This is a genomic window from uncultured Microbulbifer sp. (genome assembly GCF_947489355.1).
Classification (GTDB): domain Bacteria; phylum Pseudomonadota; class Gammaproteobacteria; order Pseudomonadales; family Cellvibrionaceae; genus Microbulbifer.
The window spans coordinates 84423-111109 of sequence record NZ_CANLDD010000002.1; the positions used below are offsets into that span (position 1 = coordinate 84423).

At 55.5% G+C, this 26687-nt stretch carries 29 protein-coding genes; 8 read left to right on the forward strand and 21 right to left on the reverse strand.

The genetic code is table 11. The annotated features are described in order from the left end of the window. Nucleotides 1-106: 106 nt before the first annotated feature. From rnc to Q1A48_RS02375, 5 genes are all read right to left on the reverse strand, one after another. Nucleotides 107-820, reverse strand: a complete 714-nt coding sequence (gene rnc / locus Q1A48_RS02355) for a ribonuclease III (protein ID WP_299940659.1) — start codon at nucleotides 818-820, stop codon at nucleotides 107-109. After that, a complete protein-coding gene (locus tag Q1A48_RS02360) occupies nucleotides 780-1211 on the reverse strand; it encodes a DUF4845 domain-containing protein (protein ID WP_299940905.1) in 432 nt (143 codons plus the stop codon). Before Q1A48_RS02360 ends, rnc begins: the two co-directional genes overlap by 41 nt. Nucleotides 1212-1272: 61 nt before the next feature. After that, a complete protein-coding gene (gene lepB, locus Q1A48_RS02365; RefSeq protein WP_299940662.1) occupies nucleotides 1273-2040 on the reverse strand; it encodes a signal peptidase I in 768 nt (255 codons plus the stop codon). Between the two features lie 49 nt (nucleotides 2041-2089). Next, nucleotides 2090-3895, reverse strand: a complete 1806-nt coding sequence (gene lepA / locus Q1A48_RS02370) for a translation elongation factor 4 (RefSeq protein WP_299940665.1) — start codon at nucleotides 3893-3895, stop codon at nucleotides 2090-2092. A 131-nt stretch (nucleotides 3896-4026) separates the two neighbouring features. Further along, entirely contained in the window at nucleotides 4027-5424 is a 1398-nt protein-coding gene (locus tag Q1A48_RS02375) for a Do family serine endopeptidase (protein ID WP_299940667.1), read from the reverse strand. Nucleotides 5425-5597: 173 nt separating this feature from the next. On the opposite strand from Q1A48_RS02375, the gene mpaA reads away from it, so the two are divergent. Further along, nucleotides 5598-6302 (forward strand): murein tripeptide amidase MpaA, encoded by a 705-nt coding sequence (gene mpaA, locus Q1A48_RS02380; RefSeq protein WP_299940670.1) that lies wholly within the window; start codon nucleotides 5598-5600, stop codon nucleotides 6300-6302. Here mpaA and ycjG read toward each other — a convergent pair. The 5 genes from ycjG to rpoE form a co-directional block, all read right to left on the reverse strand. After that, nucleotides 6290-7237, reverse strand: coding sequence for an L-Ala-D/L-Glu epimerase (ycjG, locus tag Q1A48_RS02385; RefSeq protein ID WP_299940672.1), 948 nt, complete (start codon nucleotides 7235-7237; stop codon nucleotides 6290-6292). The genes mpaA and ycjG overlap by 13 nt on opposite strands. A 39-nt stretch (nucleotides 7238-7276) precedes the next feature. After that, nucleotides 7277-7729 carry a SoxR reducing system RseC family protein gene (locus tag Q1A48_RS02390; protein WP_299940675.1) on the reverse strand — a complete coding sequence of 151 codons (453 nt, stop codon included), beginning with the start codon at nucleotides 7727-7729 and terminating at the stop codon, nucleotides 7277-7279. Between the two features lie 4 nt (nucleotides 7730-7733). Next, nucleotides 7734-8864: a MucB/RseB C-terminal domain-containing protein gene (locus Q1A48_RS02395; protein WP_299940677.1), complete on the reverse strand. Its 1131-nt coding sequence runs from the start codon at nucleotides 8862-8864 to the stop codon at nucleotides 7734-7736. Between the two features lies 1 nt (nucleotide 8865). Continuing rightward, nucleotides 8866-9561 carry a sigma-E factor negative regulatory protein gene (locus Q1A48_RS02400; RefSeq protein ID WP_299940680.1) on the reverse strand — a complete coding sequence of 232 codons (696 nt, stop codon included), beginning with the start codon at nucleotides 9559-9561 and terminating at the stop codon, nucleotides 8866-8868. Nucleotides 9562-9678: 117 nt separating this feature from the next. Next, complete coding sequence (gene rpoE / locus Q1A48_RS02405) at nucleotides 9679-10293, reverse strand: RNA polymerase sigma factor RpoE (protein ID WP_299940683.1); 615 nt, start codon at nucleotides 10291-10293, stop codon at nucleotides 9679-9681. Between the two features lie 178 nt (nucleotides 10294-10471). Between rpoE and nadB the strand changes: the two genes are divergently transcribed. After that, nucleotides 10472-12079, forward strand: a complete 1608-nt coding sequence (gene nadB / locus Q1A48_RS02410; RefSeq protein WP_299940685.1) for an L-aspartate oxidase — start codon at nucleotides 10472-10474, stop codon at nucleotides 12077-12079. Nucleotides 12080-12104: 25 nt separating this feature from the next. On the opposite strand, the gene Q1A48_RS02415 is transcribed toward nadB, so the two are convergent. Together Q1A48_RS02415 and Q1A48_RS02420 are read right to left on the reverse strand one after the other, a co-directional pair. Next, nucleotides 12105-12497, reverse strand: a complete 393-nt coding sequence (locus Q1A48_RS02415) for a protein YgfX (protein WP_299940687.1) — start codon at nucleotides 12495-12497, stop codon at nucleotides 12105-12107. A 34-nt stretch (nucleotides 12498-12531) separates the two neighbouring features. Then, nucleotides 12532-12777, reverse strand: coding sequence for a succinate dehydrogenase assembly factor 2 (locus Q1A48_RS02420; protein WP_299940689.1), 246 nt, complete (start codon nucleotides 12775-12777; stop codon nucleotides 12532-12534). Between the two features lie 112 nt (nucleotides 12778-12889). On the opposite strand from Q1A48_RS02420, the gene Q1A48_RS02425 reads away from it, so the two are divergent. Next, the gene (locus Q1A48_RS02425) at nucleotides 12890-13930 is read left to right on the forward strand and encodes a folate-binding protein (RefSeq protein WP_299940691.1); all 1041 of its coding nucleotides are present in this window, start codon (nucleotides 12890-12892) and stop codon (nucleotides 13928-13930) included. A gap of 646 nt (nucleotides 13931-14576) precedes the next feature. On the opposite strand, the gene ung is transcribed toward Q1A48_RS02425, so the two are convergent. From ung to Q1A48_RS02450, 5 genes are read right to left on the reverse strand one after another with little or no spacing between them, the layout of a single operon-like run. Next, complete coding sequence (ung, locus tag Q1A48_RS02430; protein ID WP_299940693.1) at nucleotides 14577-15302, reverse strand: uracil-DNA glycosylase; 726 nt, start codon at nucleotides 15300-15302, stop codon at nucleotides 14577-14579. Between the two features lie 2 nt (nucleotides 15303-15304). Beyond that, nucleotides 15305-15889, reverse strand: a complete 585-nt coding sequence (locus Q1A48_RS02435) for a uracil-DNA glycosylase family protein (RefSeq protein ID WP_299940695.1) — start codon at nucleotides 15887-15889, stop codon at nucleotides 15305-15307. 9 nt (nucleotides 15890-15898) lie between these two features. Next, nucleotides 15899-16831: a hypothetical protein gene (locus Q1A48_RS02440; protein ID WP_299940698.1), complete on the reverse strand. Its 933-nt coding sequence runs from the start codon at nucleotides 16829-16831 to the stop codon at nucleotides 15899-15901. Between the two features lie 11 nt (nucleotides 16832-16842). Continuing rightward, nucleotides 16843-17325, reverse strand: coding sequence for a YajQ family cyclic di-GMP-binding protein (locus Q1A48_RS02445; RefSeq protein ID WP_299940701.1), 483 nt, complete (start codon nucleotides 17323-17325; stop codon nucleotides 16843-16845). 8 nt (nucleotides 17326-17333) lie between these two features. Next, nucleotides 17334-17876, reverse strand: a complete 543-nt coding sequence (locus Q1A48_RS02450) for a YaeQ family protein (RefSeq protein WP_299940704.1) — start codon at nucleotides 17874-17876, stop codon at nucleotides 17334-17336. Nucleotides 17877-17958: 82 nt separating this feature from the next. Here Q1A48_RS02450 and Q1A48_RS02455 point away from each other — a divergent pair, with 82 nt between their 5' ends. The 5 genes from Q1A48_RS02455 to Q1A48_RS02475 all read left to right on the forward strand — a co-directional run bounded on the left by Q1A48_RS02455 (nucleotide 17959) and on the right by Q1A48_RS02475 (nucleotide 22737). After that, a complete protein-coding gene (locus Q1A48_RS02455) occupies nucleotides 17959-18570 on the forward strand; it encodes a LemA family protein (RefSeq protein WP_299940707.1) in 612 nt (203 codons plus the stop codon). After that, a complete protein-coding gene (locus Q1A48_RS02460; protein ID WP_299940709.1) occupies nucleotides 18567-19313 on the forward strand; it encodes a TPM domain-containing protein in 747 nt (248 codons plus the stop codon). Before Q1A48_RS02455 ends, Q1A48_RS02460 begins: the two co-directional genes overlap by 4 nt. Continuing rightward, a complete protein-coding gene (locus Q1A48_RS02465) occupies nucleotides 19307-19924 on the forward strand; it encodes a hypothetical protein (RefSeq protein WP_299940712.1) in 618 nt (205 codons plus the stop codon). The genes Q1A48_RS02460 and Q1A48_RS02465 overlap by 7 nt, the downstream gene beginning before the upstream one ends. A 240-nt stretch (nucleotides 19925-20164) precedes the next feature. After that, nucleotides 20165-21175, forward strand: coding sequence for a lipid A deacylase LpxR family protein (locus Q1A48_RS02470; RefSeq protein WP_299940715.1), 1011 nt, complete (start codon nucleotides 20165-20167; stop codon nucleotides 21173-21175). 725 nt (nucleotides 21176-21900) lie between these two features. Further along, a complete protein-coding gene (locus tag Q1A48_RS02475; RefSeq protein WP_299940717.1) occupies nucleotides 21901-22737 on the forward strand; it encodes an MBL fold metallo-hydrolase in 837 nt (278 codons plus the stop codon). Here Q1A48_RS02475 and Q1A48_RS02480 read toward each other — a convergent pair. From Q1A48_RS02480 to Q1A48_RS02495, 4 genes are all read right to left on the reverse strand, one after another. Beyond that, a complete protein-coding gene (locus tag Q1A48_RS02480) occupies nucleotides 22734-23003 on the reverse strand; it encodes a hypothetical protein (RefSeq protein ID WP_299940719.1) in 270 nt (89 codons plus the stop codon). The genes Q1A48_RS02475 and Q1A48_RS02480 overlap by 4 nt on opposite strands. A 233-nt stretch (nucleotides 23004-23236) precedes the next feature. Next, complete coding sequence (gene lysS / locus Q1A48_RS02485; protein WP_299940721.1) at nucleotides 23237-24721, reverse strand: lysine--tRNA ligase; 1485 nt, start codon at nucleotides 24719-24721, stop codon at nucleotides 23237-23239. A 72-nt stretch (nucleotides 24722-24793) separates the two neighbouring features. Then, nucleotides 24794-25889, reverse strand: a protein-coding gene (gene prfB / locus Q1A48_RS02490; protein WP_299940723.1) for a peptide chain release factor 2 whose coding sequence is annotated in 2 segments (ribosomal slippage) — nucleotides 24794-25816 and nucleotides 25818-25889 — 1095 coding nt in all. Because the reading frame shifts where the segments join, the coding sequence is not laid out codon by codon here. Between the two features lie 327 nt (nucleotides 25890-26216). Continuing rightward, entirely contained in the window at nucleotides 26217-26666 is a 450-nt protein-coding gene (locus tag Q1A48_RS02495; RefSeq protein ID WP_299940726.1) for a hypothetical protein, read from the reverse strand. Nucleotides 26667-26687 lie beyond the last annotated feature (21 nt).

Below are 26687 nucleotides of genomic sequence, written 5' to 3' on the forward strand. Positions count from 1 at the left end.
CGCTCCGAAAGAGTTGAAGGGAACCGCGATGCCCGAAACCGAACTCCCGTGCATTGGAGTCCGCCACCTGGAGACAGGCAGTGGCCGGATTGCCCACAATTTAAAATCAATTCAGCCCGGTGAGTCGCTTATAGGCCTCAATTGCAGCCGCTTTTTCCGCTGCACGGCGGCTGCTGGCCTCACCGCGCACAGGCTGAGCCAGCCCACTCACACAGCACTCGACAACAAACTGCCGGGCGTGCTCCACACCGGAGACGTCCACTACCGTATACTGTGGCAGTGGCTTCCTGCGTGCCTGCAGCCATTCCTGCAGGCGGGTTTTGGGATCTTTTACCGTCTCCAGGGACAGGCAGTGAAGCCGCGATGCAAACCAGTCCAGCACCCTGGCACGCGCCGCTTCCAAACCGGCATCCAGATAGATGGCGCCGATCAGGGCCTCCACCGCATCGGCGAGAATCGAGGCTCTGCGGAAACCGCCGCTTTTCATCTCTCCTTCGCCAAGACGCAGGCAGTCGCCAATTTCCAGCTCCAGTGCCAGCTTTGCCAGGGTCTCACCACTGACCAACTGCGCGCGCAAATGGCTTAACTGCCCCTCCCTCCCTTTGGGAAACCGTTCGTAAAGCACCGCGCCGATGGTAAAACCGAGAATAGAGTCCCCGAGAAATTCCAGACGCTCGTTATTGCGGCTACCGTGGGAGCGGTGTGTCAACGCCAGCTCCAGCAAGGCGCCCTGTCTGAACTTATGACCGAGACGCTTGCCCAGACGCTCCAGTAAAAGATCAGTCACGTTTGCGGAATTGCTCCAGATCCACCAGCGCATCGCAGCACAGCTCCGGTCTGGCCGTATTGAGCTGTTTGTTAAATTTCATCACCACATCCACATTGTAAATCAACGGTTGGCGCAACTCGTAATCAATACTGACTAGCGTACTTTTTGCACCGCGAATCACCTGCAGCGCCTTGGTGGGCTCGCCGCGCACATTGTTGATCTGAAAGAAGCGGCCCAGCTCTTTTTTGATCTGGCCCGCCGACATAGTTTCCAGGTCCGGGTTTTCAGCCAACACCTTCAGCGCTTCGGTCACGTAGCGTGCATCCAGATAGGCGGGCGCCATCCTGGATGCACATGTCAGGGCAAAACCCAGCACTGCCACAAGCAACAGCCAGCCCCAGTAGCTCATACCGCGCTGGCGCCGAAATGAAAATTGCAACACACTACCCATGATGTCCTCAAGCCTCCTCACCGGTATCCGGTATAAACCCGGCCGGTTTTTATTATTGGATGGAACCCACACGCTCGAAGCTGGGCAAGCTGAACAGTTTGTCCCAGTGCATCCAGATGGCAAAGGCCTTGCCCACGATATCCCGCTCGGGCACAAAGCCCCAGTCACGGCTGTCAAGGCTGTTGTCCCGGTTATCGCCCATCATAAAATAGTGGCCTTCCGGTACAGTGCCACTGAAAGTACTGTACCTGCCGGGGCGCACATTTTTCGCCATTAGGTGGCGCCGACCGTAGAGGTTTTCCCACAGAAACTCCACCTGTGGATTAGCCGGGGGTAACGCCTGGATCAGCTCCTGTGGCGCCAGTTCTCCGTTCACATAGAGCACATTATTCTTCAACTCGATCCTGTCGCCGGGCAAGCCGATCACCCGCTTGATAAAATAGGTATCGTTCATATGTGGCGGGAAAAACACCATCACATCCCCGCGCTGCGGCTCGCCAATATCCACAACCTTGGTGCGGGAAACCGGCAAGCGCAGGCCGTAGGCATATTTGTTGACCAGAATAAAGTCGCCAATCTGCAGGGTGGGCACCATAGAGGCAGACGGTATCTGGAAGGGCTCCAGGATAAAAGAACGCAGCACGAAGACAATGGCCAAAATCGGGAAAAACGACTTGGCATACTCGACCACAACCGGGTCCTCACGCTTCCTCCCTGCCTTCTTCCTGCGGCGGCGGGCGAAAAACAGGCTGTCAAGCAGCCAGATTCCACCGCTGACGACAACCAGCCAGAGCAGAATCAAAGGCAAATTAATATCCATCACTATTCTCTATTGTCCCCAAATCTCGGAATCAAGCACCGGCTGTGCCCTATTGATCCACTTTCAGTACTGCCAGGAAGGCCTCCTGGGGCACTTCGACACGGCCGAGCTGCTTCATACGGCGTTTACCCGCTTTCTGTTTCTCCAGCAATTTCTTCTTGCGCGTAACATCACCGCCATAACATTTCGCGGTCACATTCTTGCGCAGGGCTTTTACGGTGGTTCTCGCCACTACCTGACCACCGATCGCCGCCTGAATAGCCACATCAAACATCTGCCGCGGTATCAGTTCCTTCATTTTTTCCGCCATGGCGCGCCCTTTCTGCTGGGCGTTTTCACGGTGTACGATCAGCGCCAGGGCATCTACACGGTCCCCGTTAATGAGGATATCCAAGCGCACCAGTTTTGCTGCTTCAAAGCGCACAAAACTGTAATCCAGCGAAGCAAACCCGCGGCTCACCGACTTAAGGCGATCAAAGAAGTCCATCACCACTTCACCCAACGGCAGTTCATAGCGCAGGGATACCTGTGTACCCACGTATTGCATATCCCTCTGCATACCACGTTTCTCCACACAGAGGGTGATCACGTTACCCAGGTACTCCTGGGGCACCAGGATATTCACTTCCGCAATCGGCTCGCGCATTTCCAGAATGCTGCCCACATCCGGCAGCCGAGACGGGTTATCCACCATCACCACTTCGCCGTCATTCTGCTCTACGGCGTACACCACCGTGGGTGCAGTGGTAATGAGGTCCAGATCATATTCCCGCTCCAAGCGCTCCTGAACAATCTCCATATGCAGCATACCGAGGAAACCGCAGCGAAAACCAAAGCCCAGGGCATCGGAGGTTTCCGGTTCGTAAAACAGGGAGGCATCGTTGAGGGACAGCTTCTCCAGGGCATCACGGAAAGTCTCATAGTCATCGGAACTGACCGGGAACAGGCCCGCATAGACTTGCGGTTTGACCTTCTGGAACCCCGGCAACATCGCTATGTCCTGCGCACCCTTGGCATGGGTCAGCGTGTCCCCCACAGGCGCACCGTGAATATCTTTAATGCCGGCCACCACAAAGCCCACCTCTCCGGCACACAACACACCGGTCTCGCGGCGTTTCGGGGTAAAAATGCCGGCACTGTCCACCACATGGGTACGACCGATAGACTTGGTGACAATTTTGTCTTTGGCTTTCAGGGTACCTTGCATCACGCGCACCAGAGACACCACCCCGAGGTAGCTGTCAAACCAGGAGTCGATGATCAGTGCCTGCAGCGGTGCCTCGACATCCCCCTCCGGTGGCGGTACCAGGCGCACCAGGTCTTCCAGCACCTCTTGCACGCCCATACCGGATTTGGCGCTGCAGCGCGTTGCCTCACTGGCATCAATACCGATAATGTCTTCTATTTCTTCGGCGACCTTGTCTGGGTCCGCCTGGGGCAGGTCCATCTTATTGAGAACCGGAATCACGTCCAGGCCCTGCTCAATCGCGGTGTAGCAATTGGCAACCGACTGCGCTTCTACACCCTGAGCCGCATCCACCACCAGAAGCGCACCTTCACAGGCCGCCAGGGACCGGGAAACCTCATAGGAGAAGTCCACATGCCCCGGGGTATCAATAAAATTCAACTGGTACGTCTTGCCATCCCGCGCCCTGTAGTCGAGCGTGACACTCTGGGCCTTGATGGTAATCCCGCGCTCCCGTTCCAGCTCCATGCTGTCCAATACCTGCTCGGCCATTTCGCGATTGGAGAGACCGCCACAGTCCTGGATGAAACGGTCAGCCAGGGTAGATTTTCCGTGGTCGATATGGGCAATGATGGAGAAATTGCGGATATGGGAGAGATCTGTGGCCACTGCGGAATAAAAACCCTTAAAAAACAGACAATTAGCTGGCAGATAAGCCAACTGTGTGGCGCAAGTCTAACAGAACTTATGGACAGAGGTGAGAGACAGGTGGCCTATTCGGCCACCATTCGACCCGAAACTCAGCTTTCGATCTTAATCGTGCGGAAAGTTGACTGGCCCGAGCGGAAGAAGCGGATCGGCAACAGCTCATTTTTGGGGAGTTCCTCAACCACGGCTTTGTAATCCTCCATATCCCCCACTTCTTCAAATCCCAACTGGGCGATAATGTCGCCACTGCGCAGACCTGCTTTGGCGCCGGGCTTGCCCGGGACAACCTGCTTGATCAGTACTCCGGTATCCACATTCCAGCGCTGCTTCAGACCCTCGGGAATCTGCTCAACCACCAGGCCCAGGCGTCCGCCGACAATGGAGCTTGGTTTTACTGTGGCTTGTACTCCCTCATCATCGGAGCCCGGCAGGGTACCGACGATAACTTTGAGCTTCTCAGACTTGCGGTTACGCATCAGTTCCATCGAAACCTCAGTTCCGGGACGGAGCTGGCCTACCAAATGGGGCAGATCACCGTGTACACCGATTCTCTGGCCATTAAAGCGGGTGATGACATCTCCGGGCATAACCCCGGCTTCGGCAGCGGGCGCACCGGGGCTGACCTGCTCTACCAGCGCCCCTACCGGCTTGTCCAGCCCCATAGCTTCAGCCATATCCCGGTCCACGTTGCGAATGCCCACCCCCAGCCAGCCACGGTCCACACGGCCCTTCTCTTTCAGCTGTGCCACCACATCCTGGGCAAGACTCGCCGGGATGGCAAAGGAGAGACCGATTGAGCCGCCACTGCGGGTATAGATCTGGGAGTTGATGCCAACAACCCGCCCTTCCAGGTTAAACAGCGGGCCACCGGAGTTGCCGGGGTTGATCGCCACATCTGTCTGGATAAACGGTACATAGTTCTCACGGCTCTCATTGGGAATACTGCGTCCCATGGCGCTGACAATGCCAGCACTGGCGGAGTAGTCCAGGCCAAATGGCGAGCCGATGGCGACAACCCATTCCCCCACCTGCAGCTCTTCTGAATCTCCCCAGCGCACGGCAGTGAGGTCATCGGCATCGATTTTGAGCAGCGCCAGATCCGAACGCACATCGGTGCCAATTACTTCAGCCTTATACTCGCGGCGATCGGTCAGGGTGACGGTGACCTGGCTGGCACCATTCACCACGTGGTTGTTGGTCACGATGTACCCATCATCGGAGATGATAAAGCCGGAACCCATACTGGCCACCGGGCGCTGCTGGCGCCGACGCGGCTCGAACAGGTGACGAAAGATATCGGGAATATCCTGTTGGAATTGCGGCGCATTATTGCCACGTGCCACACGACTGCGATCCAGTGTGTTGATCTTCACCACTGCGGGCGAATTTTCCTCGATCAGTTCAGTCAGTTCAGGCAGCCCTCGGGCAATGGCCGTGCCCGATACCACCAGACAGAACAACAGTAGATATTGCGTACAGCATTTAATCATAGGTTTGTTACCCTTATTGATCCCTTCTAATATGAAACCTGTGGAATTTGAGTTCCCTCCGGGGCTCGCCATCGCTTATCCAGGCCCCCTTACAGGACATTCAGTAACGATTTAGTGGCGAAGTGGCCACGAAAGTTCTGCTGTGGGGTGTAAATCTGTGTAAAGGGTCAACGATGTCCAAACTGCGCCCGCGCCCCGAACGCGGCCAACTGCACCTTGCCAGGGTGCAGTACGGTCACAGCACGCTGGGTGCCCCACTACTGTATTTTCCCGCACAATTAGGCAATAAACACGGCCTGGTTTTGGCCGGCACCCACGGTGATGAAGTCGCCGCAGTCATCTCCCTGTCCTGCGCCCTACGCTCTTTGCCCCCAGACCAGCTCCGCCACCATGTGATACTGGCGGTCAATCCCGACGGCTGTCAACTCGGTACCCGTTGCAATGCGTGCGGTGTCGACCTCAACCGCAACTTCGCCACAAAAAACTGGGATGGCGGTGATAGTGTCTACCGCTGGAACAGCGCCGCCGACGCCCGGGATGTCAAACTCAGTACCGGTCTGAGCCCGGCCTCTGAGCGCGAGACCTGGGCACTTTGCCGGCTGATCGCCAAACTGCAGCCGGCCTGGGCAGTATCCATACACGAGCCGCTGGCCTGTGTGGAAGATCCCGGCACCAGCGACTTGGGTAATTGGCTGGCGAGCCGGTTACAGTTGCCATTGGTAAAAGACCTCGGCTACCAAACTCCTGGTTCATTTGGAACCTGGTGCGCCGAACAGGCGCTAGCCTGTATCACCGTGGAGTTCCCGCCCATTTCGCCGGATGCCGCCAGCGAAGCATATCTGCACTCCTTGGTCGGCCTACTCACTTACGACCAGTAGACCCGACCAGCACCAAAACGTAAAGGGGACTCTACATCCTTTGCCAGCCAGGTTGGGCCATCCAGATCCAAAAAGCATGCCCGCTTTCCCAGAGGCCAGGCCGCACGGATGGCTCGCGAGGTACACAGCATACACCCCAGCATCAACTGGAACCCCTGTGCCTCAGCCGCCTCTGCCAGGGCCTCGGCTTCGGTGATACCACCGGTCTTGTCCAGCTTGATGTTAACCATCTCATAACGCCCCAGCAGACGCGGCAGATCCTCGCGGCTATGGCAACTTTCATCGGCGCAGATCGGCAGTGGGTGGGGGAAAGTCCCCAGAAATTCATCGTCACCGGCAGGCAGCGGTTGCTCCAGCATGGCCACTCCCAATTCCTCCAGCTGACTACAGCGCTCCACCAGGGTATCCACCCGCCAGGCCTCATTGGCATCAATCACCAGCTGCGCTGCAGGCGCAGCGGCCCGTACCGCCGCCACCCGTTGGTAAACCTGCTGACCATCCAGTTTCAGCTTCAGGGTATCGGCGCCTTGTGCGATGGCATTACGCGCAGCCACAGCCATCGCTGCGGGATCATCGATCACCAGAGTCTGCACAGTGGGTAGGGAATCCGGCCCGGTAAAAACTGCTCCGCGACACTTGGCCTCCCAGTCTGCCAGCGCACAATCCAGGGCATTGCGGGCGGCGCCGGCGGGCAGGCGCGATTGCAAAAGCGTGCGATCCAGCCCCGCGGCCATCTCCGCGAAAACTGGCCGAAGCTGTTGCATGACTGAGGCAACGCTCTCGCCATAACGCGCATAGGGTGTGCACTCGCCAATACCCACCACTCCATCCTCACGGACCTCCACCACCACCAACTGGACCTCGGTACGGGCACCGCGGGAAATCACAAAAGCCGTGCGCAGAGGCCAGTGCTCGGCAAAGCAGCGGGCCTGCATGAAATGCCTCCAATCAGTGTTTGGAGCTATCAGTTTAGGTTAGGAATGATCGCCGCCGGGCTCGATACGCAGGAGCACCGGGGTAAAGACAGGATTAGAGCGTTGGCGACGGCTGTACCAACGAACACTGAGCGCACCGCCAATCAAGCCAGCCAGCGCGCCAAACACCGCGCCGGCCTCTGCAAACAAGGCATCCCCCACTAGCGCCAACAGTATCAGGCAGACCAGGGGCACCAGGTAAACCAGCAGGGCACTGCTGGTGAGTGCATTTCCGGCGATGCCAATTACCGCCGTATCGTTCAGGGTAACCTTATCGGCGCGAAAGCCGCTCAAGGCCACCCGCACCCGTGCAGAGGAAGAAAAGAAATCGCCGAGTAGGCCCGTGCCGCAACCGGGTTTAGCCGCACAGCCATTGCAGGCACTGCGCTTAAAGGTATCCACCCAGATAGCATCGGTCTCTATGGCTACGATACGACCGCGCTCCTCAAGCACTCCTTCAGCCTTTCTCAACAATCGAGCTGGCTACTCTGCGCGCAGTGGCATCGGGTATCTCACCCACGACCGTCACCGTATAAGCGACACCATTGACTTCCATACGATCCATGTAAGCCACAGTGGCACCGCGAATAGCACGTCCCTCGAAATCTTCCAACTCTGGGCCGAGGCGCTGGACAAACACGGTAAAGACACCGAGCCCGTCACTGAATACCAACATATCCCCATCGGACAGTGGCTTCACTGAAACCACCTTGAAGCCCTCCGGAAGCCAGCGCACCTGCCAACGGCTTTGAGAGGCATCACAACCGTTGCGATTATCAATGCGCCGCGCATTACTGGATACCGCCTGAAGAGCGAAGTCTTTCACCGGGGACAAGTCCAGTTGAACAAACTGGTAACGCTCCAGCACACGCCCCTGTGTGCTCACCAGCATACTCTTCAGGGGCAGGCCGGTTTCGCGGTCCAAACTGACCACAAGACCGAGGCGATAACGGTCTCTAGGCCTGGCTTCGATCACCACCGTCTCGCGATCCGCGATGCGCTCGCCGCCGCGCAGAATAAACTGATAGGCACGCTGTACCTGCTGCTGGCCAGCCGCACTCAAGAGGCTGGTTCTAATGCTGGGAGAGGCATTGTATGTGCAGTGGCCACCACTGCCGTAGCTGATCAGTTCCCTCGGTGTACCGCTCAGGTATCGCACCCGCTCCACCTGCTCACCGCTACGCACCGCGCGCACCACCTGCAAGGTTTCCAGGAGGCCGGCGTGCTCGAAAGTCACCAGCCCACTGTATTCCAGTTCATTGACTGCCTGGGCGAGTTTCCCGAGCCATTGCTCAACCTCATTGTTCAGCACGCGTGTATTGGTCGGATCGGGGCTGGCTTGGGGATTGGATGCCGCTGTGGTGGTTTCGACTGCGATAGCGCCGGGCGCATTGGTATCGACCGGTACAGGACTGGCGACTGGTATGCTGGCTCTGTCGAGTTTGATTGTAGTGGCGGCGTTGGCATCAATACCGTCGAGCGTCTGCGCCAATAACAGCGGTGACAGCAAAGAGAAAGCCAGCAACAGACTACCACCGATGCGAACTCCGCTGCGGATCAGGCTTTCCCGCATTACGAGGTTCGCCACACTACATTCCAACCTGTTCGCCGTAGGTCGCGCGAGCAAAGGGCACCATACCCTGGCTGCCGATATGCGCGGCCTGTTCGGAGTGCTGAATCATCACACGATTCAGGTGGCGCATCAGCTCTGGCGTTGGTGCTTTTTGAATGACCGCCTGCCCCACCGCACCCGGGCGCTGCTCGGGTACGAAGCGCGGAACCGCTGTGCTGACCGAACGCGTGGAAGGTGCGGGCACGTAAAAACCAGATGGCTGCGGCGCCGATTGAACGATTGGCTGGGCGGGGCGCTCGGCCTCCGCCAACTGCTGAACACCCTGCACAGTATTCTGCTGGGTATCGGTAATCTGCTGTACCCCTAGGATTACGGCGAACGCCACAGTAGCCGCCACCGCACCACGCGAAAGCCACCAACGGCTGTTGGCAAGCCCACTGGCCGCGACAACACGACCACCCGCGGTTTGCGAGAGCGGCGCTTCCCGATCAAGCGCCGCCGAAATACTGGCCGCCAGGTCACTGTCGACAGGGGCAACCTCCTCGCGCCGCATAACGCTCGCCGCCAGCTGATAACGCGACCAGCGTTCACCCAGGTCTCCGGAGACCGCTGTGGCCTTCAAAATTCGCTGCAGCTCCAACTCATCGACTTCGCCATCCATCAACGCCGATAGCGACTCGTTGAGACGTTCCTGATGATTCCCGTGGGACATAGGGGCTTACCCTCTTGTGCAATCATTTATCCGGTGCCCGCACGCACCATCATTTGTATCATTTATGACCGGGCTTCCGGCGGTTGGTTTCCCCTGTTGGGAAAATTTCCCGCAAAATTAGCCTCTGTCACCCAGTGTTTCCGGCTCCCCGGCCATAACGGCCTGGACTGTCCGGTCTATTGCCTCCCGAGCACGGAATATGCGCGAACGCACCGTGCCCACCGGACATCCCATCACCTCGGCAATTTCCTCGTAACTCAGCCCCTCCAATTCCCTCAGGGTAACCGCTGAGCGCAGATCCTCCGGCAGTGCGCGAATGGCGCCATGTACTGCAGTTTCCAACTGGTCGCGAAACATCTGGTTTTCCGGCGTCTCGTTGTCGCGGAGCAAATCGGCACCCGAGTAAAATTCTGCGTCCTCCAAATCCACATCAAAGGACGGTGGCCGGCGGCTGCGGGACACCAAGTGGTTCTTGGCAGTGTTAATCGCAATCCGATACATCCATGTGTAGAAGGCACTCTCCCCGCGGAAATTGGCCAGCGCCCGATAGGCTTTGATAAAGGCCTCTTGCGTGACATCCTGTACCTCACTGTGATCCTTGATAAACCGGCTGACTACCGCAACAATTTTATGTTGGTATTTGAGAACTAAAAGATCAAAAGCGCGCTTATCCCCCTTTTGAACCCGTTCCACCAGCTCACGGTCACTCGCGGCCGCCTGATGCGCTGTCATCCCCAACTCCCATACACAGTCCCATTGCGGAGGCCTCTTCCATTTATTGAGGGGCTACCGGCGCAGGCATTTTTTCTACTGTGCTGATGACACTGACAATTGGGCATAAGTTCCAGATCGAATCGACGAATAGTAAGGAAGCGCTATACTACGCGACCCCAGATCATAAATAAAATCTATGAATGCCCAGGAAAACTACGACATTCTCGTTATCGGCAGTGGCGCTGCCGGCCTCACCCTGGCGCTGCATCTCGCAGCCCGGTACCGCGTTGCCCTGATTTCCAAGCAGCGCTTGCAAGATGGTTCCACCTGGTTTGCCCAGGGGGGCATAGCCGCAGTGCTGGATGAAACCGATTCGGTGGAATCGCATATTGCAGACACATTAGACGCGGGTGCCGGACTCTGCCACCCATCATCCGTACGCTTCACTGTCGAGGCAGGTGCTGCCGCTATCCGCTGGCTGATCCATCAGGGGGTGGATTTTACCCGAGAGGGCAGTGACTATCACCTGACCAAGGAGGGAGGGCACAGCTATCGCCGCATTATTCACAGCACCGATGCCACGGGTCGAGCGGTGCACAGCACCCTGATTGACCGGGTGCGCAGCAGCGACAATATCGATTGCTTCGAGCAGCACCTGGCGGTCGACCTGATCCGCCAGCCCGACCCGCGAGAGGGCCGCTTTCGCTGTGGCGGAGCCTATTTACTCGACCGCAGTTCAGGGGAGGTGGCACTGTTCCAGGCCAAAACTGTGGTGCTCGCCACGGGCGGCGCCAGTAAGGCCTACCTGTATACCAGTAATCCCGATGGCGCCAGCGGCGATGGTATCGCCATGGCCTGGCGCGCCGGTTGCCGGGTGGCCAATATGGAATTCAATCAGTTCCACCCAACCTGCCTCTACCACCCCAGGGCCAAGGCACTATTGGTGACAGAGGCACTGCGCGGTGAGGGTGCCTATCTGAAACTGCCAGACGGCAGCCGTTTTATGGATCGCTTTGACAGACGCGGCGAGCTGGCGCCGCGGGATATTGTCGCCCGAGCCATCGATCACGAAATGAAGCGCCTCGGTGCGGACTGTCTCTTTCTGGATATCTCCCACAGAGAACCCGATTTTGTCCGCGAGCACTTCCCCACGGTCTACAACAACTGTCTGCAATACGGTATCGACATCACCCGCAAACCCATACCGGTGGTGCCTGCAGCGCACTACACTTGCGGCGGCATCATGGTGGACCGGTACGGACGCACTGATCTCGACCAACTGTACGCCATTGGGGAAACCACCTTTACCGGCCTGCACGGCGCCAATCGCCTGGCCAGCAACTCCCTGCTGGAGTGCCTGGTGTATGCCCGCTCCACCGCCATGCATATCGACAAGCACCTGGGGGCAGTGCAATCACCCCGCCCCGCCCCGCCCTGGGATGCTTCGCGAGTCACAGACTCGGATGAGGACGTAGTGATTTCCCACAACTGGGACGAATTGCGCCGCTTTATGTGGGACTACGTGGGGATCGTGCGCACGCGCAAACGCCTGCTGCGTGCCCAGCACAGGGTAAAGCTGTTGCAGCGGGAAATTCGTGAGTTCTATGCCAACTACCGGATCACCAATGACCTGGTGGAATTGCGCAACCTCGCTTTGGTTTCCGAACTGATTATCCGCTCGGCACTGGAGCGCAGGGAGAGCCGGGGCCTGCACTACTCGCTGGATTACCCGCAGCTGCGGGAACTCGCCATGGATACCATTCTGGTTCCGGAGAATTTTGCCAACCAACGGCAGTTCATCTAATCCAAAAGGCAAGGAGGCGCCAGCCCTAGCGGGAATAGCGCAGTGCTACCTGCAATCTGCGCCAGTCGTCGGCGTGCAGCGCATCCCGCGCCAACACCAGGCGCAAACGCCTGCCCTGCCGATCCCGGCCATTGATCACCAGCAACCAGCGCCACAGCACCAGTTCGCCACAAAAACGAAACTCCCGCTCCTCCCCCCCTCTTTCCCGCCAGTACCAGCGACGTTCGCGGGTCGACAGCCTCCCTGCCATACGCCCCAGGCGGCACTTTTCCCAAGCGACGTAAACAAACACCAGCGGCAGCGCACCCCAGAACAGCCTGAGGGGCAGCTCGCAAAGCCACAGCAGCAGTACCGCCAGCAGGGCAACCAGAAGCAAAAGAATCAACAGCAGAGGGGATGACGCAGCAACGCAGCTCAAACGGGCGCTGCGCTCAAAGTGACCGGGAGAGGACCTATTCCTGCAGACCGGTGTGGTCACGGATAATCTGCACAATGCGGAGCAGCTCCGGGTCAGCGGGGTCCTCGCGACGCAGAAACCAGGCGAACAGATCCTGATCTTGCTCATCGAGTAATCGGATGTAGCGCTGCTGGTCTGCTGGTGCCAAGGTATCATAGACATTGTCTAAAAATGGCAGCAGTACCAAATCCAGTTCCAACATGCCGCGGCGACTGGCCCAAAACAGGCGGTTGCGATCCATACGACGCTTTCCAATCCAGAGAAAGAACCCAGTATACCCGCAGCCCGGTAAACTTGAAAAATGCGCAAAGCCCCCCAAATACTGCCACCAGACAACCGCAGGTGGGAACACTATGGACCGACAACAGTGGCAGGATTTCCTCAGCGGCGAAGGCGCCATTTGGGAGGGCGACAAGGCCCATTTCCCCCTTACCAGTAGCGACGACCCACGGGGTCTGCACCTGATTGACCTGAGCCCCATCGGCGCTATCTCCATCCACGGCCCTGACAGCCAGAAATTCCTGCAGGGCCAGATCACCTGCGACCTGGTGAACCTGCCGGATGGACACAGCACCCTGGGCGCCCATTGCAGTCCCAAGGGCCGCATAATCAGCACCTTTAGCGCCCTGAAAGTGTCCCCGAGTCAGTTTGTTTTCCGGCTCCCGCGGGACCTGGCCCTCACTGCGCAACAGGCACTGGCCAAATACGCCGTATTCTTTAACACGCAATTGCAGGATATCAGCGCAAAATCCCTCTGGCTTGGCCTACAGGGCCAGAACGTAGCGGAGCGCGCCGCGCAACAGCTTGGCTGCAGCGCACCCGCCATTGGTGCGGTTGCGTCTTTTGATGTTGCAGGCGAGCCCTGTATCGCCCAGTCGGTCAATGAGTACCAGCTGGCCCTGCTGGTGCCAGTCACCAAGGTACAGCAGCTCTGGCAAACGCTCGCCCCACAGTGCGAAGCAACCGGCTACGACCTCTGGCAAAAAGGGCAGATTGATGCCGGCATCCCCCAGGTTGATGCCGCCACTTCGGAAATGTTTATCCCGCAAATGACCAACCTGCATCTGCTCGGTGGTGTGAGCTTCAAAAAAGGCTGTTATACAGGCCAGGAGGTGGTGGCCCGTATGCAATACCGCGGCGCAACAAAGCGCCGCCTCTACCGGGCAAAATGCGCTGGCGGCAACCTTCCGTCCAGCGGGTTGGAAATCTACGGCGAAGGCAAGCAGAGCATCGGTAACCTGGTGCAAGCCTGCCACAGTCAGGATGGAATACAGCTGCTCGCTGTGCTCACCATCGCCAAAGTCGCCGCCGGTGAAACCCTGCGATTCAAAGACGGCCGCACTCTGGAAATCCAGGCGCTGCCCTACGACGCGGATGCCGATCCGCTGGCTTGAATGGCAATAGGGCGATGACAAAAAGGGCGGCCAAACTAGCCGCCCTTTTAAATGGCAAGCGATCAATTGGTGTTCAGAATACTGTGTCATTTCTTTACCGTTAGCAAGAGTAATCCTCGCCAGTAATACCGGACACAGGCTTAAGGGAGTTTCTTCACCTCAAAGTTTTCCGGACTGAGATAGCCAAGAGCGGTGAGCCAACGGTAATACCCACTTCACGAGCCCTTGAGCACTGCGGCCATCCGTGCCAAAAGGAAATGCCAGCGGTGTTCATGCATAAATCGGTAGCGATTCACTTTTGGTTCTACGCGAAATAGGTGGTTGCTTTTTTAGGATCGCCAGAACAGATTCTCACTTGCTTTGACTCACTTATCTCTGGTCAGTCGATCGCCAACTGTAGACCTGAGACACGTGAAGCCCAGCCTCCTGGGCTGCCTGTGGAATACGGGTTTTTCCCGGCCAGCTTCAAGGCTTCAGCTTTGAATTCACGCCTGTGTTGCTTGCGCTTCTGCTTGCAGGACAAGAATCACCTCTGTGGTTTCGCTTACCCACCTAATGAGGTGCCCAGTATTGCTGGTAGGGGTCGTTCTCAAAAAACTGGGACAAATTTGGAAAATATGAGAAAGCGAATAGTAGTGAAAACCGATTATTCAAGCTCTATCGCAGTCCTTTCCAGTGCCCGCGCCTCCGGTAACTGCCAGTCAATGGGCGTCTGACTCCGTTGCTGCAGCCAGTGGTTGGCCTGGGAGAAAGGCCGGGTACCAAAAAAGCCGCGGTGGGCCGAGAGTGGTGAGGGGTGCGGTGCACGCAGCACTAGATGTTTGTTGCGATCGATAAAGCCGCCCTTTTTCTGTGCGTAGCTGCCCCATAGGATAAATACCAGCCCCTCGCGCTGTTCCGCCAGTTTGTGGATCGCCACATCGGTAAACTGCTCCCAGCCACGCCCCTGGTGGGCGCCCGCCCTGCTGTCTTCCACCGTCAAAGTGGCATTTAGCAGCAATACCCCCTGCTCGGCCCACGGCTGCAGGCAGCCATGGTGTGCGGGCGCTATGCCCATATCCTTGTGCAATTCCTGGTAGATATTTTGCAGGGACGGCGGAATGCGCACGCCGGGTAACACCGAGAAGCACAGGCCGTGGGCCTGACCGCTGCCATGGTAGGGGTCCTGCCCCAGTATGACCACCTTCACCTGGTCAAACGGGGTGGAATTAAACGCGTTGAAGATCTGCCCGCCCGGCGGATAGATCCGCTTGCCGGCTGCCTTTTCCCCTCTCAAAAACTGGCGCAACTGGGCCATATAGGGCTGCTCAAACTCTTCACTCAGCACCGCGTACCAGGAAGGATGAATCTTGATATTATTAGTAAGCGGCATATTTACATCCTGAGTATCTTGTGTATGTGTTGTCGCAATTCCGGCACCACCGCCTGTTCAAACCAGGGCCGCCGGCGTAACCACAAGGTATTGCGCGGACTGGGGTGCGGCAAGGGAAAATAACCGGCCGGCAGCGCGTCGCGAAAGTGGTACACATTTTCACTAATACTGCCATACCAGTGCGGCAGGTAGTGGCGCTGGGCGTATTGTCCCACCAACAGGGTCAGTTGCACATTGGGCAACTGCGCCAGCAGGCGCTGGTGCCAGGTAGCGGCGCATTCGGGGCGCGGCGGCAAATCCCCACCCTTGCCGCGGCCCGGGTAGCAAAAGCCCATGGGGATAATGGCAATGCGGGACACATCGTAGAAAGTTTCCCTGTCGATCGACAGCCAGTTGCGCAGCCGGTTGCCGGAAGGGTCATTCCACGGTATACCGCTGGCATGCACTCGGGTACCCGGTGCCTGCCCGACAATCAACAGGCGAGCCGACGCCGCTGCCTGTAACACGGGATTGGGCCCCAGGGGCAGCTGTGCCTCGCACAGATGGCAGGCGCGGATCTCGGCCAACAGCGCCGACAGTCGCTCCATCGTTACCGCCTAGGCACTGTCGGGAAAAGCCAGGTGCAACAACAGCGCGCGCCGGTCCCCCGGGTCCTGGGCGCGGGCGCTATTATCGTTGTCGAACACCACAAAAATACCCTGCTCGCTCACGGCCAGCCCGCCGCCCTTACCGCGGAGGGCTACTTCGTAAACCCGTTCCGGCGATTTCTCCAGTGCACGGTAATCCAGGCACCACTCAGCTTTCAGGCTCGGCAAGGCCCTTCGACATACCGCATGGGCATTGCCTTCCAGGGTAAAAAGCGCGCCATCGTAATACGCGAGACCGGTAAGATCTTCGGGATTACCGTGAAAATCCAGACCGGCTACGGGGGGCAGTGAAAATACCTGCGCATCGCCACCCGGGCTGAGTCTGAGCAAACCGCGAGGCTCGCGCTCAATGGCCAGCCAAAACTGGTCACCGGCTTTTACCAGCCCCTCACTGGAAACATTGGATGTTTGCAAATATCCCCGCGCCTTTACTTCAGGAGACCATAGATTTTCCAGCCAGCGAGCTTCGCCCTGCTCCTCTACCACCGCAATGCGATTGTAGCGCTCGCTCAGAAGATAGATACGATTCTCATCACAGCTGACCCCTTCAAAATCCAGATCTCTGGCCGGCCGAAATAGCTCCGGGATGAAGGACCAAAGGCTTGTCGCTTTGTTTCTCTTCGGCACTCGAAGTCCAGTGAGCTTCAAGTGGGACACCAGTTCGGCGCGCCCGTCCATAAGCTTAATCGCATAAACCTCCCTAGACGCCCTATCGGAAACCGTGAGCAGTTTGCCGGCACAAAAGCTCAAACCGGAAAGGTCCAAGCCCGCGCTGCCATCTACCCAATAACTCGCCAATAACCTGGCGGTACTGATGTCAGCGGCTATCGCCAAGGGCGACAGCAGGGCAAACGCTATACCAAAGAAAAAACGCTTAATCACGCTATATCCTATCAATCACGGAAATTATTGAATTGTAATGGTTGTTCAAGCTCCCTGCCCTTGAGCAGTGCGATGACCTGTTGAAGGTCATCGCGCTTCTTGCCGGTAACCCGCACTTGTTCACCCTGGATGGCCGCCTGTACCTTGAGCTTTTCATCTTTGATCAACTTGACAATTTTCTTTGACAGCGCTTTATCCAGGCCGTTTTTCAAGGTTATGCCCACCTTGACCTGTTTGCCGGATTGCTCTCTCTCGCCAATATCCATGGCCAGGGGATCTATATCGCACTTCACCAGTGCACCGCGCAGCATATCCACCATTTGGTCAAGTTGAATATCCGCCTCGGCACACACCACCAGGGAGAAATCATGCATTTCCACTTCTGCATCCACCCCTTTGAAGTCAAAGCGGTTGCTTACCGTGCGGTTTACCTGATCCACGGCATTGGTCAATTGATGTTTGTCCACTTCAGATACTATGTCGAATGAAGGCATTAACTTCTCTACTCCTGTTGCCAGATTTCCGGGGATAACTCCACATTGTGATTGCGGGTAGCGAACCAAAAATACCCGTCCTGAATGGTGACGCTGAAATCCATATTGCGCTCGACCATCGCCGCAAGCTGCGCTGTGCTATGGGCAGGGAGGTAATAAACCTCAAGGTTGCCCAAGCGTGTGAGCTGGCTTTGCAGTTTCTGCCACCACACCAACGCAGTGCGCCCACCGAAGCTGTAAACCAAAACCCGCCCGCACCGGTTGCTGGCCTTGCGCAAACGCTCAGCAGTAGGCAGGCCCACCTCTATCCAAAGGTCAATCTCGCCACTGGGGCTTTTCTGCCAAAGATCCGCATCCTCGGCTGAGGACAAACCCCGGGTGAATGCCAGTGACGACGTCGCATTGTGCACGAAGGCCAGTAAACGCACCATCATACGCTCATCGGTTTCTGATGGATGTCGTGCCAAAGTCAATTGGTGCTCCCCATAGTAATCCCGATCCATATCGGCAATTTGCACTTTGGCTTTAAAAATTGTTGCTTTTAACGCCATTTCAACTTCAACTCTCTAGAGCCACCAGCATGGGGGGGAAGGCGGACTATTCTTGGTTCATGGAAGCATAAGGCTATTTCACATGACCTCTGCTACCGTCAGCAGCTCGACAATCAGACACTGCGCCCCGCTCTGCCTGCTAAAAGAGGTACCCAGCGACTGTGGCATCAACAATAGCCCCAAGCGTGACGCGTGGGTAAAAGCGTTCTGGGCCCAGGTGGAAAACCTATACCAGCGTTGTGCAAACCAGATACCCAACCCAGTAGAAACCGTACAGGCTTATGCAGGAGGCAGACGTAAGATCCTGCAAGCCGTTACCGAAACTCGCACAAAAGCCATCAGCGCCCTGCAGATGGATAACAACCCGCTCAATGACCTCGGCAAACAGCAGCAATGTGGCGCTGCTCAGGCCCGCTTATCATATACCCTGACCCGCTTGATTTTAGTGATAGGACACTACTCCGCCCCCAGGGCAAACTGGCATTTCCTCAGCCTGCAATCCCAACTGGAGAGAACGGGGCACTGGATCAGCATGACGAGGCGGGATTATATCCGGGCTGTCGAGCGCTACAACCGGAAGATGTGCCTCTTTCCCAAACATACCTGGCACGCCTTACTCTATAGCGATAAGCCAACAAGGAAGAGCATCCAGGCAACCAGCGAGAAAGCCGAGGCGCCTCCGATCATACAATGAATTGCTCCGGCCCCATCACCTTCGCCCTGATTGCACTGCTCTTCTCACTGGTTGCGCAGGCGGATGTACAATTTCCCCCGCTATCCGGTCATGTAGTGGACAGGGCCAAATTGCTGGCTGCGGATGAGCGATACCACCTGACCGAACTGGTCCAACAGTACGAATCCGATAGCAGCAACCAACTGGTGATTGCCATCCTGCCAGAGTTGCAGGGAATCACCATAGAGGAATACGCCTACCAGCTGGCACGCCACTGGAAACTGGGGCACAAAGATAAAAACAACGGGGTGCTGTTTTTAGTGGCTCCTAGGGAACGGAAAATCCGTATTGAAGTTGGTGATGGGCTGGAGGGCACCCTTACCGATGCCTTGGCTGCCAACATTATCCACACCAAAGTGGTGCCGGAGTTTCAAAGTGGCGACTTTGGCGAAGGCATTAACGCCGGAGTGCAGTCCATTATCTCAGCCACCAGAAATGAATATGTGGCCGAGCCACTGGAGAGCAAGAAAGACCGGCGCATGACAGTTTTACTCGGACTATTCCTGATTTTGGTCATACTGCACCTGTTCGTCACTTCGGTGCTCAGCGCGCCGGTACACGGACGCAGCTACAAGCGGGGGCGCTTTGGCGGCAACTACGGCAGCGGCGGTTTTGGGGATGGTTATCCTGGCGCGCGCGCCGGGGACAACTTTAGCGGCGGCGGCGGCGGTTTCGGTGGTGGGGGCGCATCGGGAGGATGGTAATACTTAGCAGCAGCTATCAGCGCCAGGTTACCGAAGCGATCAAGGAAGTTGAGTCACACACCGATGCCGTGGTAGTGGCAGTTGTGGCCAAGAAGGCGGATAACTACCTGTACATCTCCACGCTTTGGGCCGCTTTCCTGGCACTATTACTCTCCCCTATCCTTCAATTTCTTCCCTGGTGGATCAACTTCCAACAGGCCTTTATGCTCCAGTGGATGTTTTTTATTACCCTGGCCATTCTCTTGCGCTGGAGACGCATTACCATGAAACTGGTTCCCAAGAAAATAAAGTACTGGCGCGCTTCAAATCTTGCCCGGCGACAGTTTCTCGAGCAGGGATTACATTGCACCCAGGACCAACTCGGACTTTTAATATTCGTGTGCGAGACAGAGCGCTACGTAGAAATACTGGCGGATCGTGGTCTCGCACAACATATTACCAATGAAAAATGGCAGATCATCGTCGAAAGCTTTATCCGTGAAATCAAGCGGGGAAAAACTGGAGAAGCTCTACTACAGTGTATCGTACTGTGTGGAGAATTGCTTCAAGACGCCGCCCCTACCAGTAAAGTAAAAGACGAACTACCCAATCACCTTATCCTGCTGAGCTGAGAAAAACCGAAAGCCAATTCCCACTAAAATGACAAACCATATGCATTTCTGTAATACAACCCTACATCAGAACCATTGAAAACTCATTCATATATATCCACAAACCGGGATATATCATTCGCTGACCAATAATCGTCGATGTAATTTTTCATGGTTTATCTATACTTCACAGAAGAACCGCTCCTGCGTTTTTAATCCGCTCTCATTAATCATAACTTAGGCGATAGGTAAGAGCGCCCTATGATACGATTTTTATTGTCGGTTTTATCGACCTGTCTTTTGTTTTATTCATTATACAATCACGCCAATGACGAACAGAGTGCAAACCTGTGGTCCTATAACTGGGAAAACGATTTTTGGGTCAACGACGATGGTGGCTATACTAACGGCTTTTCCTATACTTGGGGTTACAGTATAGGCAAGGAAGGCTTTAGCGACGAGAACATTCCCAGTTGGATTCATCGTATAACCCGCGATACACCAATCGCCACTGTGAAAAATAAACAGCGGGCAATGTCTTTTAAGATAATGCAGGAAATGTATACACCTGATCACACCTCTAGAAAGGAAGTTAATACCGAGGACAGGCCCTATGCGGGCCTGCTCTACTGGCAGGGCAATATGTTTGCTGGAAGTCACTATATCAATGACCGCCTGAGCCTGTTGCTGGGTTTTGTCGGCCCACCCTCCCTTGCCAAGCAGTCGCAAAAGGCCGCTCACAGTTTGATCGGAGCCAATCCCCCCAAAGGCTGGAAAAACCAAATCAATACCGAACCGATTTTCCGGCTGGAGGCCGAACGGGTCTGGCGCCTCGGCAGTATCACCCTCGGCGGTGATCACGAAATGGATTTTATCACCCTCGTCCAAGGGGGAGTTGGCAACCGAAAAACTGATTTTGGTCTGGGCTTTGGATGGCGCATAGGTTCGGGACTGGCCAACAGTTTCCTTAACACTTCGGTGAATCCAGCCACAAATATGAATCCGGCCATGCTACCAAAACACGGTGATTGGCATTTATTTGTCACCTGTATGGGTAATTATGTCATTAACGATATCACCCTCAATGGCAATACCTTCAGCAATAGCCACTCAGTTAAGTTACAGCGAAAGCTGCATATTGCAACAGCGGGCGGAGCTATTCAGCTTTACCGTTTTACCGTTAATTTTACCCTAAGTGCGGTTTCGGAAGCTTTTGATGTGCAACAAGGCACTAATCAATACGGATCGCTGGCACTGACTTATCGCTGGTAGCGCCGTGTTACATGTCTCAGTTGTACGACACTTGTTGCCGGCAAGAATTCTGACGCTCTCGAGACGGAATTGTAACCTATATATTCGGGATCGCAGCTACCGGTTTAATCAGGCCAACCCGGATTTTGAATAGTTTCAGACACAAGAACAGCGGAAAGCCCTCTCATTGCTGGCGATATCACAGACAGGTTAAAAAATTCCGCCATGACAGTATACTACCATTCCCAACGCCGCTTTCTACCCCTTTTTCGACTCTAAATCGCCACAAACTTTATTGATGGAAATTCGACCTTCAGCGCCGACTTGTTGCTCCTGTTCGGGAGCAACAAGTGCCTGCTGGGATTTTCCCATTTGGTGGCAAAATTCCTCAATGACCTGTGCTGGAAGACTTGCACTGGACACAGTACTGAACAACAGGTACCGATATCAGATAAAAGGTGCTGGCTTGGCACAGAGTAAATAGTAGGGTAAGGTAGATCTATACTTGGCAAACATAAATGCGTTCAAAAATAAGCCAAGTAGTTTCTGAAATAGTCGGGTTAACAACCTGTAAGGTCACTCACTTATATTGCCCGCTGCGATTTGTGACTCCACCCTTCCTTTTTTCGGAAGGTTTTGCAGTTTATCGATGACAAGTAGCAACTTATCGCAAATATATAGCACGCAATGCAAAAATACATAACAAGCAATACATAATATTTCTTTTTAAATCTTGGGGGGAGATCATGAATACAAAACAAGTATTAGCAGCAAGTGCTGTTTTTTTATCCTCTGCCGTTTCGGCCGCAGAGGTTTGCTTGTTGGCGAATAATGGCTTTCTGATTAAAGGTAAGAATAAGTCGGTAGTTCTGGATGCCATGATAGAAAAACCGATGTATGGATACCCGGCATTAAGCAGTGAAACTTACGCTTTATTCATACATGGAAAGGCCCCTTTTGACAGCCTCGATGTTGCTTTAACCACACATAAACATCGGGATCACTTTCAGGCAGAGGTGTTGCTGGAGCATGCTAAAAACAGCCAAACAGTTTATGTTTTGCCACCGCAGGCCAAAGCAGAAATTGATACGATCGCACCAGATCATGATTTAGCAGACCGCTTGCTAACAGATGTCCCTATTCATAATAGCAAAGCCATTGAACGACAGGTAAATGGGGTTGATATAACGATTTACAGCATCAATCATGGTGCTCGGGAACCCGCCGAAGGCGCAAAGCAAACAGAAACGAATCATTCTGCTTATAAGGTGGAGATAGATGGGATTAGTTTTACCCATCTTGGTGATGCAAAGACAACAACTGAATTATTGTCAATGGCAGGAGTGACAAAGGCTAAAACGGATTATTTGCTGGTTCCTTATTGGTCCGTGAGAAACCCTGAATATGTTCATGCTCTGAAGGAAGCATGGGACTTTGATCATTTAATCCTGATGCATATGGATCAAATCGACAGGGAAAACCCAAAGCAGCTAACCTGGTTCAATAAAACAATTTTGTCTTTGAAGGAAACCTTTCCTGAAGCTTGGATACCACTCAAAGAGATGGAGTGTAGAAAGACTTAATGGCCTGTAGGAAACGCCATATTCAAAAACCCAAGGATTTTCCTTAAATTGAGATCCGCATTTACAGTGGCCTCCACCACAGCGGACTCCCCCTGGGTGCGCAGGGGTAAAAATAAATAGGGGGTGACGGCAAAGCGCCAGTCGATTGCAAAACCTCGGTAGCCATTGACGGTGGCGCTGTACGCGATGGCGTGGCTCCCTGACGAGGAGGGTAGACCTTGCCGCCCGGTTTGGGCCGTTGCTCCTTGGCAAAACAGCACCAGCATAGGGTCGAGAGTATTTTCACCATACCTGCCTCTACCACCCAGAACGCCCGCTGTGATCCCGCTGTGATCCCTCTGGTATCAACCAGCACACCGGCAGGTACACCAGCCGGTGAAAGAAAAATAATAACGGCAAACACAGGAAGCTTGCTGATTTCGACGGGGTAGTAGAAACAGCCGCCGCACCGTATCTCTGGTGCGATGGCTATGTGCACTGGGCAGTGCGTAGAGGTCAATCAACCATTCGCTTCCGGGCGCATATGCGGGAACAGCAGCACATCGCGAATAGACGGGGCGTTGGTCAACAGCATCACCAGGCGATCGATGCCGATACCCTCACCGGCGGTGGGCGGCAGGCCGTACTCCAGGGCGCGGATGTAGTCGGCGTCATAGTGCATGGCCTCGTCATCACCCGCTTCCTTCTCTGCCACCTGAGCCTTGAAGCGCTCCGCCTGGTCTTCCGCATCGTTCAACTCGGAGAAGCCGTTGGCGATTTCGCGGCCACCCACAAAGAATTCGAAGCGGTCAGTCACAAAGGGGTTGTCATCGTTGCGACGCGCCAGCGGAGATACCTCGGTGGGGTATTCGGTGATAAAGGTGGGCTGGTCAAGGCGGTGCTCCACGGTTTTCTCGAAAATTTCGATCTGCACCTTGCCCAAGCCCCAGCTGTCTTTGAGCGGAATATCGAGTTTCTCCGCCAGAGTCCGGGCGGATTCGATATTGTCAATATCCGCCGCGGTCAGCTCCGGATTGAAATGCAGGATGGAATCGAATACAGACAGGCGTGAAAACGGCTTGGAAAAGTCGTAACGGCGGCCCTGGTATTCCACCGTAGTGGCATTCAGCACATCCTCGCAAATACCGCGCAACATCTTTTCTGTGAGATCCATCAGGTCGCTGTAGTCCGCGTAGGCCTGGTAGAACTCAAGCATGGTGAACTCGGGGTTGTGGCGGGTGGACAAACCTTCGTTGCGGAAATTGCGGTTGATCTCGTAAACCCGCTCGAATCCCCCCACCACCAAGCGTTTCAGGTACAGCTCCGGTGCGATGCGCAGGTACATATCGATATCCAGCGCATTGTGATGCGTCACAAACGGACGCGCACTGGCACCGCCGGGAATCACCTGCAGCATGGGGGTTTCCACCTCCATAAACTGTTGGCCATTGAGAAACTGGCGAATGTACTCGATAATTTTAGAGCGTACACGGAACACTTCACGGGCTTCAGGCGTGGCAATCAGGTCCACATAGCGCTGGCGGTAGCGCAGTTCCTGGTCGGCAATGCCGTGGAATTTTTCCGGCAGCGGGCGCAGCGCTTTGGTGAGCAGAGTGTACTCTTCGCAGTTAACGTAGAGATCGCCCTTACCAGATTTGTGCAATGTGCCTTTTACACCGACGATATCGCCGATATCCCAGGCACCGAAACGCGCCTTAATGTCTCTCTGTGCCGCCTTGTCTGCATACAGCTGGATGCGGCCGGACACATCCTGGATCACCATAAAGGGCCCGCGTTTCGCCAGGATACGCCCAGCTACGCACGCGCTTTTACCCAGCTCTTCCAGTTCCTCTTTCTGTTTATCGCCGAACTCAGCTTGCAGGTCGGCAGCGAGGTTCTCACGGCGAAAACTGTTGGGGAAAGCATTGCCCTTCTCGCGCAGAGCGGAAAGCTTGGTGCGGCGCTCGGCGATCAGTTTGTTTTCGTCTTGCTGGATATCAGTCATGGTGATCTATCAGTTATGTGAGTGATATTGCCCCCTATCGACGAGGGGCGCGGTGAGGGTGGAGACCTTGAATCAGAGGCCGGCTTTCAGACTGGCTTGGATGAACTGGTCCAGATTTCCATCCAGTACTGCTTGACAGTTGCTGGTCTGGACACTGGTGCGCAGGTCTTTGATACGTTGGTCATCCAGAACGTAGGAGCGGATCTGGCTGCCCCAGCCGATATCGGCCTTGCTGTCTTCCATGGCCTGTTTTTCCGCATTGCGCTTGAGCATTGCCTGCTCGTACATTTTTGCGCGCAACATCTTCCAGGCCTTGTCGCGATTCTGGTGCTGGGAGCGCTCGCTCTGGCACTGCACCACGATACCGGATTCCGTATGCGTCAAGCGCACAGCGGAGTCGGTTTTATTGACGTGCTGGCCGCCGGCACCAGAGGCACGGTAGGTATCTTCACGCACCTGGGATTTATCAATTTCAATCTCGATATTGTCTTCAATTTCCGGGGATACAAACACGGAAGAAAAGGAAGTGTGGCGGCGGTTACCGGAGTCAAAAGGGGATTTACGCACTAAACGATGCACACCGGTTTCGGTGCGCAACCAGCCAAAGGCATGATCCCCGGAAAAATGTACGGTGGCACTCTTGATACCTGCCACTTCACCGGCGGACACCTCCTCCAGAGTGGCCTTGAAACCGTGGGATTCTCCCCAGCGTAAATACATCCGCAACAGCATTTCCGCCCAGTCCTGGGCCTCGGTACCGCCGGAACCCGCCTGGATATCCAGATAGGCATTGTTCTCGTCGTTCTCGCCGGAGAACATACGACGGAACTCCAGGAGTCCAAGCTGTTGCTGCAACCCTTCGATCTCCGCCGAGACCTCATTCACAGAGTTCTCATCATTCTCTTCTACCGCCAGCTCCAGCAGCTCGCGGCAATCGGAGATGCCGGCATCGAGATTCTCAATGGTGGCCACCACCGCTTCCAGGGAGGAGCGCTCGCGCCCCAGTGCCTGTGCGCGGTCCGGGTCATCCCAGACACTCGGCTCTGCCAGTTCCAGTTCGACCTCGGTCAGGCGTTCTTTCTTACTGGCATAGTCAAAGATACCCCCTAAGAACATCGGTGCGCTCTTCGAGGTCTTTTAATTGATTGAGAAAGGGATTGATTTCCATGAATTCTCGGTGTCCCGGCAACGTAAAGCGGCGCGCATTCTACCCCAGCACATGGGAGCTCTGCCAGTCAGCCGGCAGCCCGAAAGAGCCCTCTTGGCATATCCTTGAGCCCAGCACTGTCTCCGGAATTGCACACTGCCGGGCTCGCTACCGGTACAACTGCCTACAATCGGGCAAAATCGTGCTGTTTCCGCGAAAACGCTTTGGACCTGGGGCGCCTGGCTCTCACCAGATGCCGGTTTACAGGCTGTACGGTTGGGAGTTTATTGTCCAGTCTGGAAAGTCCTCACTTGTCTGTGGTAGCAAGTAGGGGGCAATGGATAAAGCCTAAGCGCTATTGTCCCGGCACTCGGACATCTGGTACTGGACCTGCTCGGCTGTGTTGTAGCCCAGTTCCAGGGCGGCATCCAGGGCATCCATGCTGACTTGGTGCAACAGTATATCTCCTGTAGGCGCACCACACATCGAGGGATACATTCTATCGGTGCGCACACCGCAACGGGATGCCTGCACCACAACATTATTTTCCCGCAACCTGGCCAGGCTCTGCTGCAATGTCATACCACCACCCTCACATTGCTTGCGGCCACTTGTGCGGTACACCCACACCAGCGCTCCGGGTTCCGGTACAGGAGGCTTTGAAGCCACCTCCACCGCAGGGCGTTCGGCAGTCTGGGGCTCCTTCTCCACGCTTTTTTCCTCTTTGGGCTGCCCGCAAGCACTCACTACCAACACCAATAACAGGGCAAGGAGCGCAGACACGGTGTCTTTGATCATCAAAATTCCTCCAAAATGCAT

Coding starts and splice junctions, on each gene's coding strand:
- lepB (WP_299940662.1), bottom strand. CDS start 2,040: ATGGATATTAATTTGCCTTTGATTCTGCTCTGGCTGGTTGTCGTCAGC.
- rnc (WP_299940659.1), bottom strand. CDS start 820: ATGCGCTGGTGGATCTGGAGCAATTCCGCAAACGTGACTGATCTTTTA.
- Q1A48_RS02435 (WP_299940695.1), bottom strand. CDS start 15,889: ATGGAGCGACTGTCGGCGCTGTTGGCCGAGATCCGCGCCTGCCATCTG.
- Q1A48_RS02470 (WP_299940715.1), top strand. CDS start 20,165: ATGATACGATTTTTATTGTCGGTTTTATCGACCTGTCTTTTGTTTTAT.
- Q1A48_RS02445 (WP_299940701.1), bottom strand. CDS start 17,325: ATGCCTTCATTCGACATAGTATCTGAAGTGGACAAACATCAATTGACC.
- Q1A48_RS02455 (WP_299940707.1), top strand. CDS start 17,959: ATGACCTCTGCTACCGTCAGCAGCTCGACAATCAGACACTGCGCCCCG.
- ycjG (WP_299940672.1), bottom strand. CDS start 7,237: ATGCAGGCCCGCTGCTTTGCCGAGCACTGGCCTCTGCGCACGGCTTTT.
- Q1A48_RS02420 (WP_299940689.1), bottom strand. CDS start 12,777: ATGGATCGCAACCGCCTGTTTTGGGCCAGTCGCCGCGGCATGTTGGAA.
- Q1A48_RS02375 (WP_299940667.1), bottom strand. CDS start 5,424: ATGATTAAATGCTGTACGCAATATCTACTGTTGTTCTGTCTGGTGGTA.
- Q1A48_RS02450 (WP_299940704.1), bottom strand. CDS start 17,876: ATGGCGTTAAAAGCAACAATTTTTAAAGCCAAAGTGCAAATTGCCGAT.
- lysS (WP_299940721.1), bottom strand. CDS start 24,721: ATGACTGATATCCAGCAAGACGAAAACAAACTGATCGCCGAGCGCCGC.
- nadB (WP_299940685.1), top strand. CDS start 10,472: ATGAATGCCCAGGAAAACTACGACATTCTCGTTATCGGCAGTGGCGCT.
- Q1A48_RS02460 (WP_299940709.1), top strand. CDS start 18,567: ATGAATTGCTCCGGCCCCATCACCTTCGCCCTGATTGCACTGCTCTTC.
- Q1A48_RS02465 (WP_299940712.1), top strand. CDS start 19,307: ATGGTAATACTTAGCAGCAGCTATCAGCGCCAGGTTACCGAAGCGATC.
- Q1A48_RS02480 (WP_299940719.1), bottom strand. CDS start 23,003: ATGCTGGTGCTGTTTTGCCAAGGAGCAACGGCCCAAACCGGGCGGCAA.
- Q1A48_RS02425 (WP_299940691.1), top strand. CDS start 12,890: ATGGACCGACAACAGTGGCAGGATTTCCTCAGCGGCGAAGGCGCCATT.
- ung (WP_299940693.1), bottom strand. CDS start 15,302: ATGCCGCTTACTAATAATATCAAGATTCATCCTTCCTGGTACGCGGTG.
- Q1A48_RS02400 (WP_299940680.1), bottom strand. CDS start 9,561: ATGTCCCACGGGAATCATCAGGAACGTCTCAACGAGTCGCTATCGGCG.
- mpaA (WP_299940670.1), top strand. CDS start 5,598: ATGTCCAAACTGCGCCCGCGCCCCGAACGCGGCCAACTGCACCTTGCC.
- Q1A48_RS02495 (WP_299940726.1), bottom strand. CDS start 26,666: ATGATCAAAGACACCGTGTCTGCGCTCCTTGCCCTGTTATTGGTGTTG.
- Q1A48_RS02475 (WP_299940717.1), top strand. CDS start 21,901: ATGAATACAAAACAAGTATTAGCAGCAAGTGCTGTTTTTTTATCCTCT.
- rpoE (WP_299940683.1), bottom strand. CDS start 10,293: ATGACAGCGCATCAGGCGGCCGCGAGTGACCGTGAGCTGGTGGAACGG.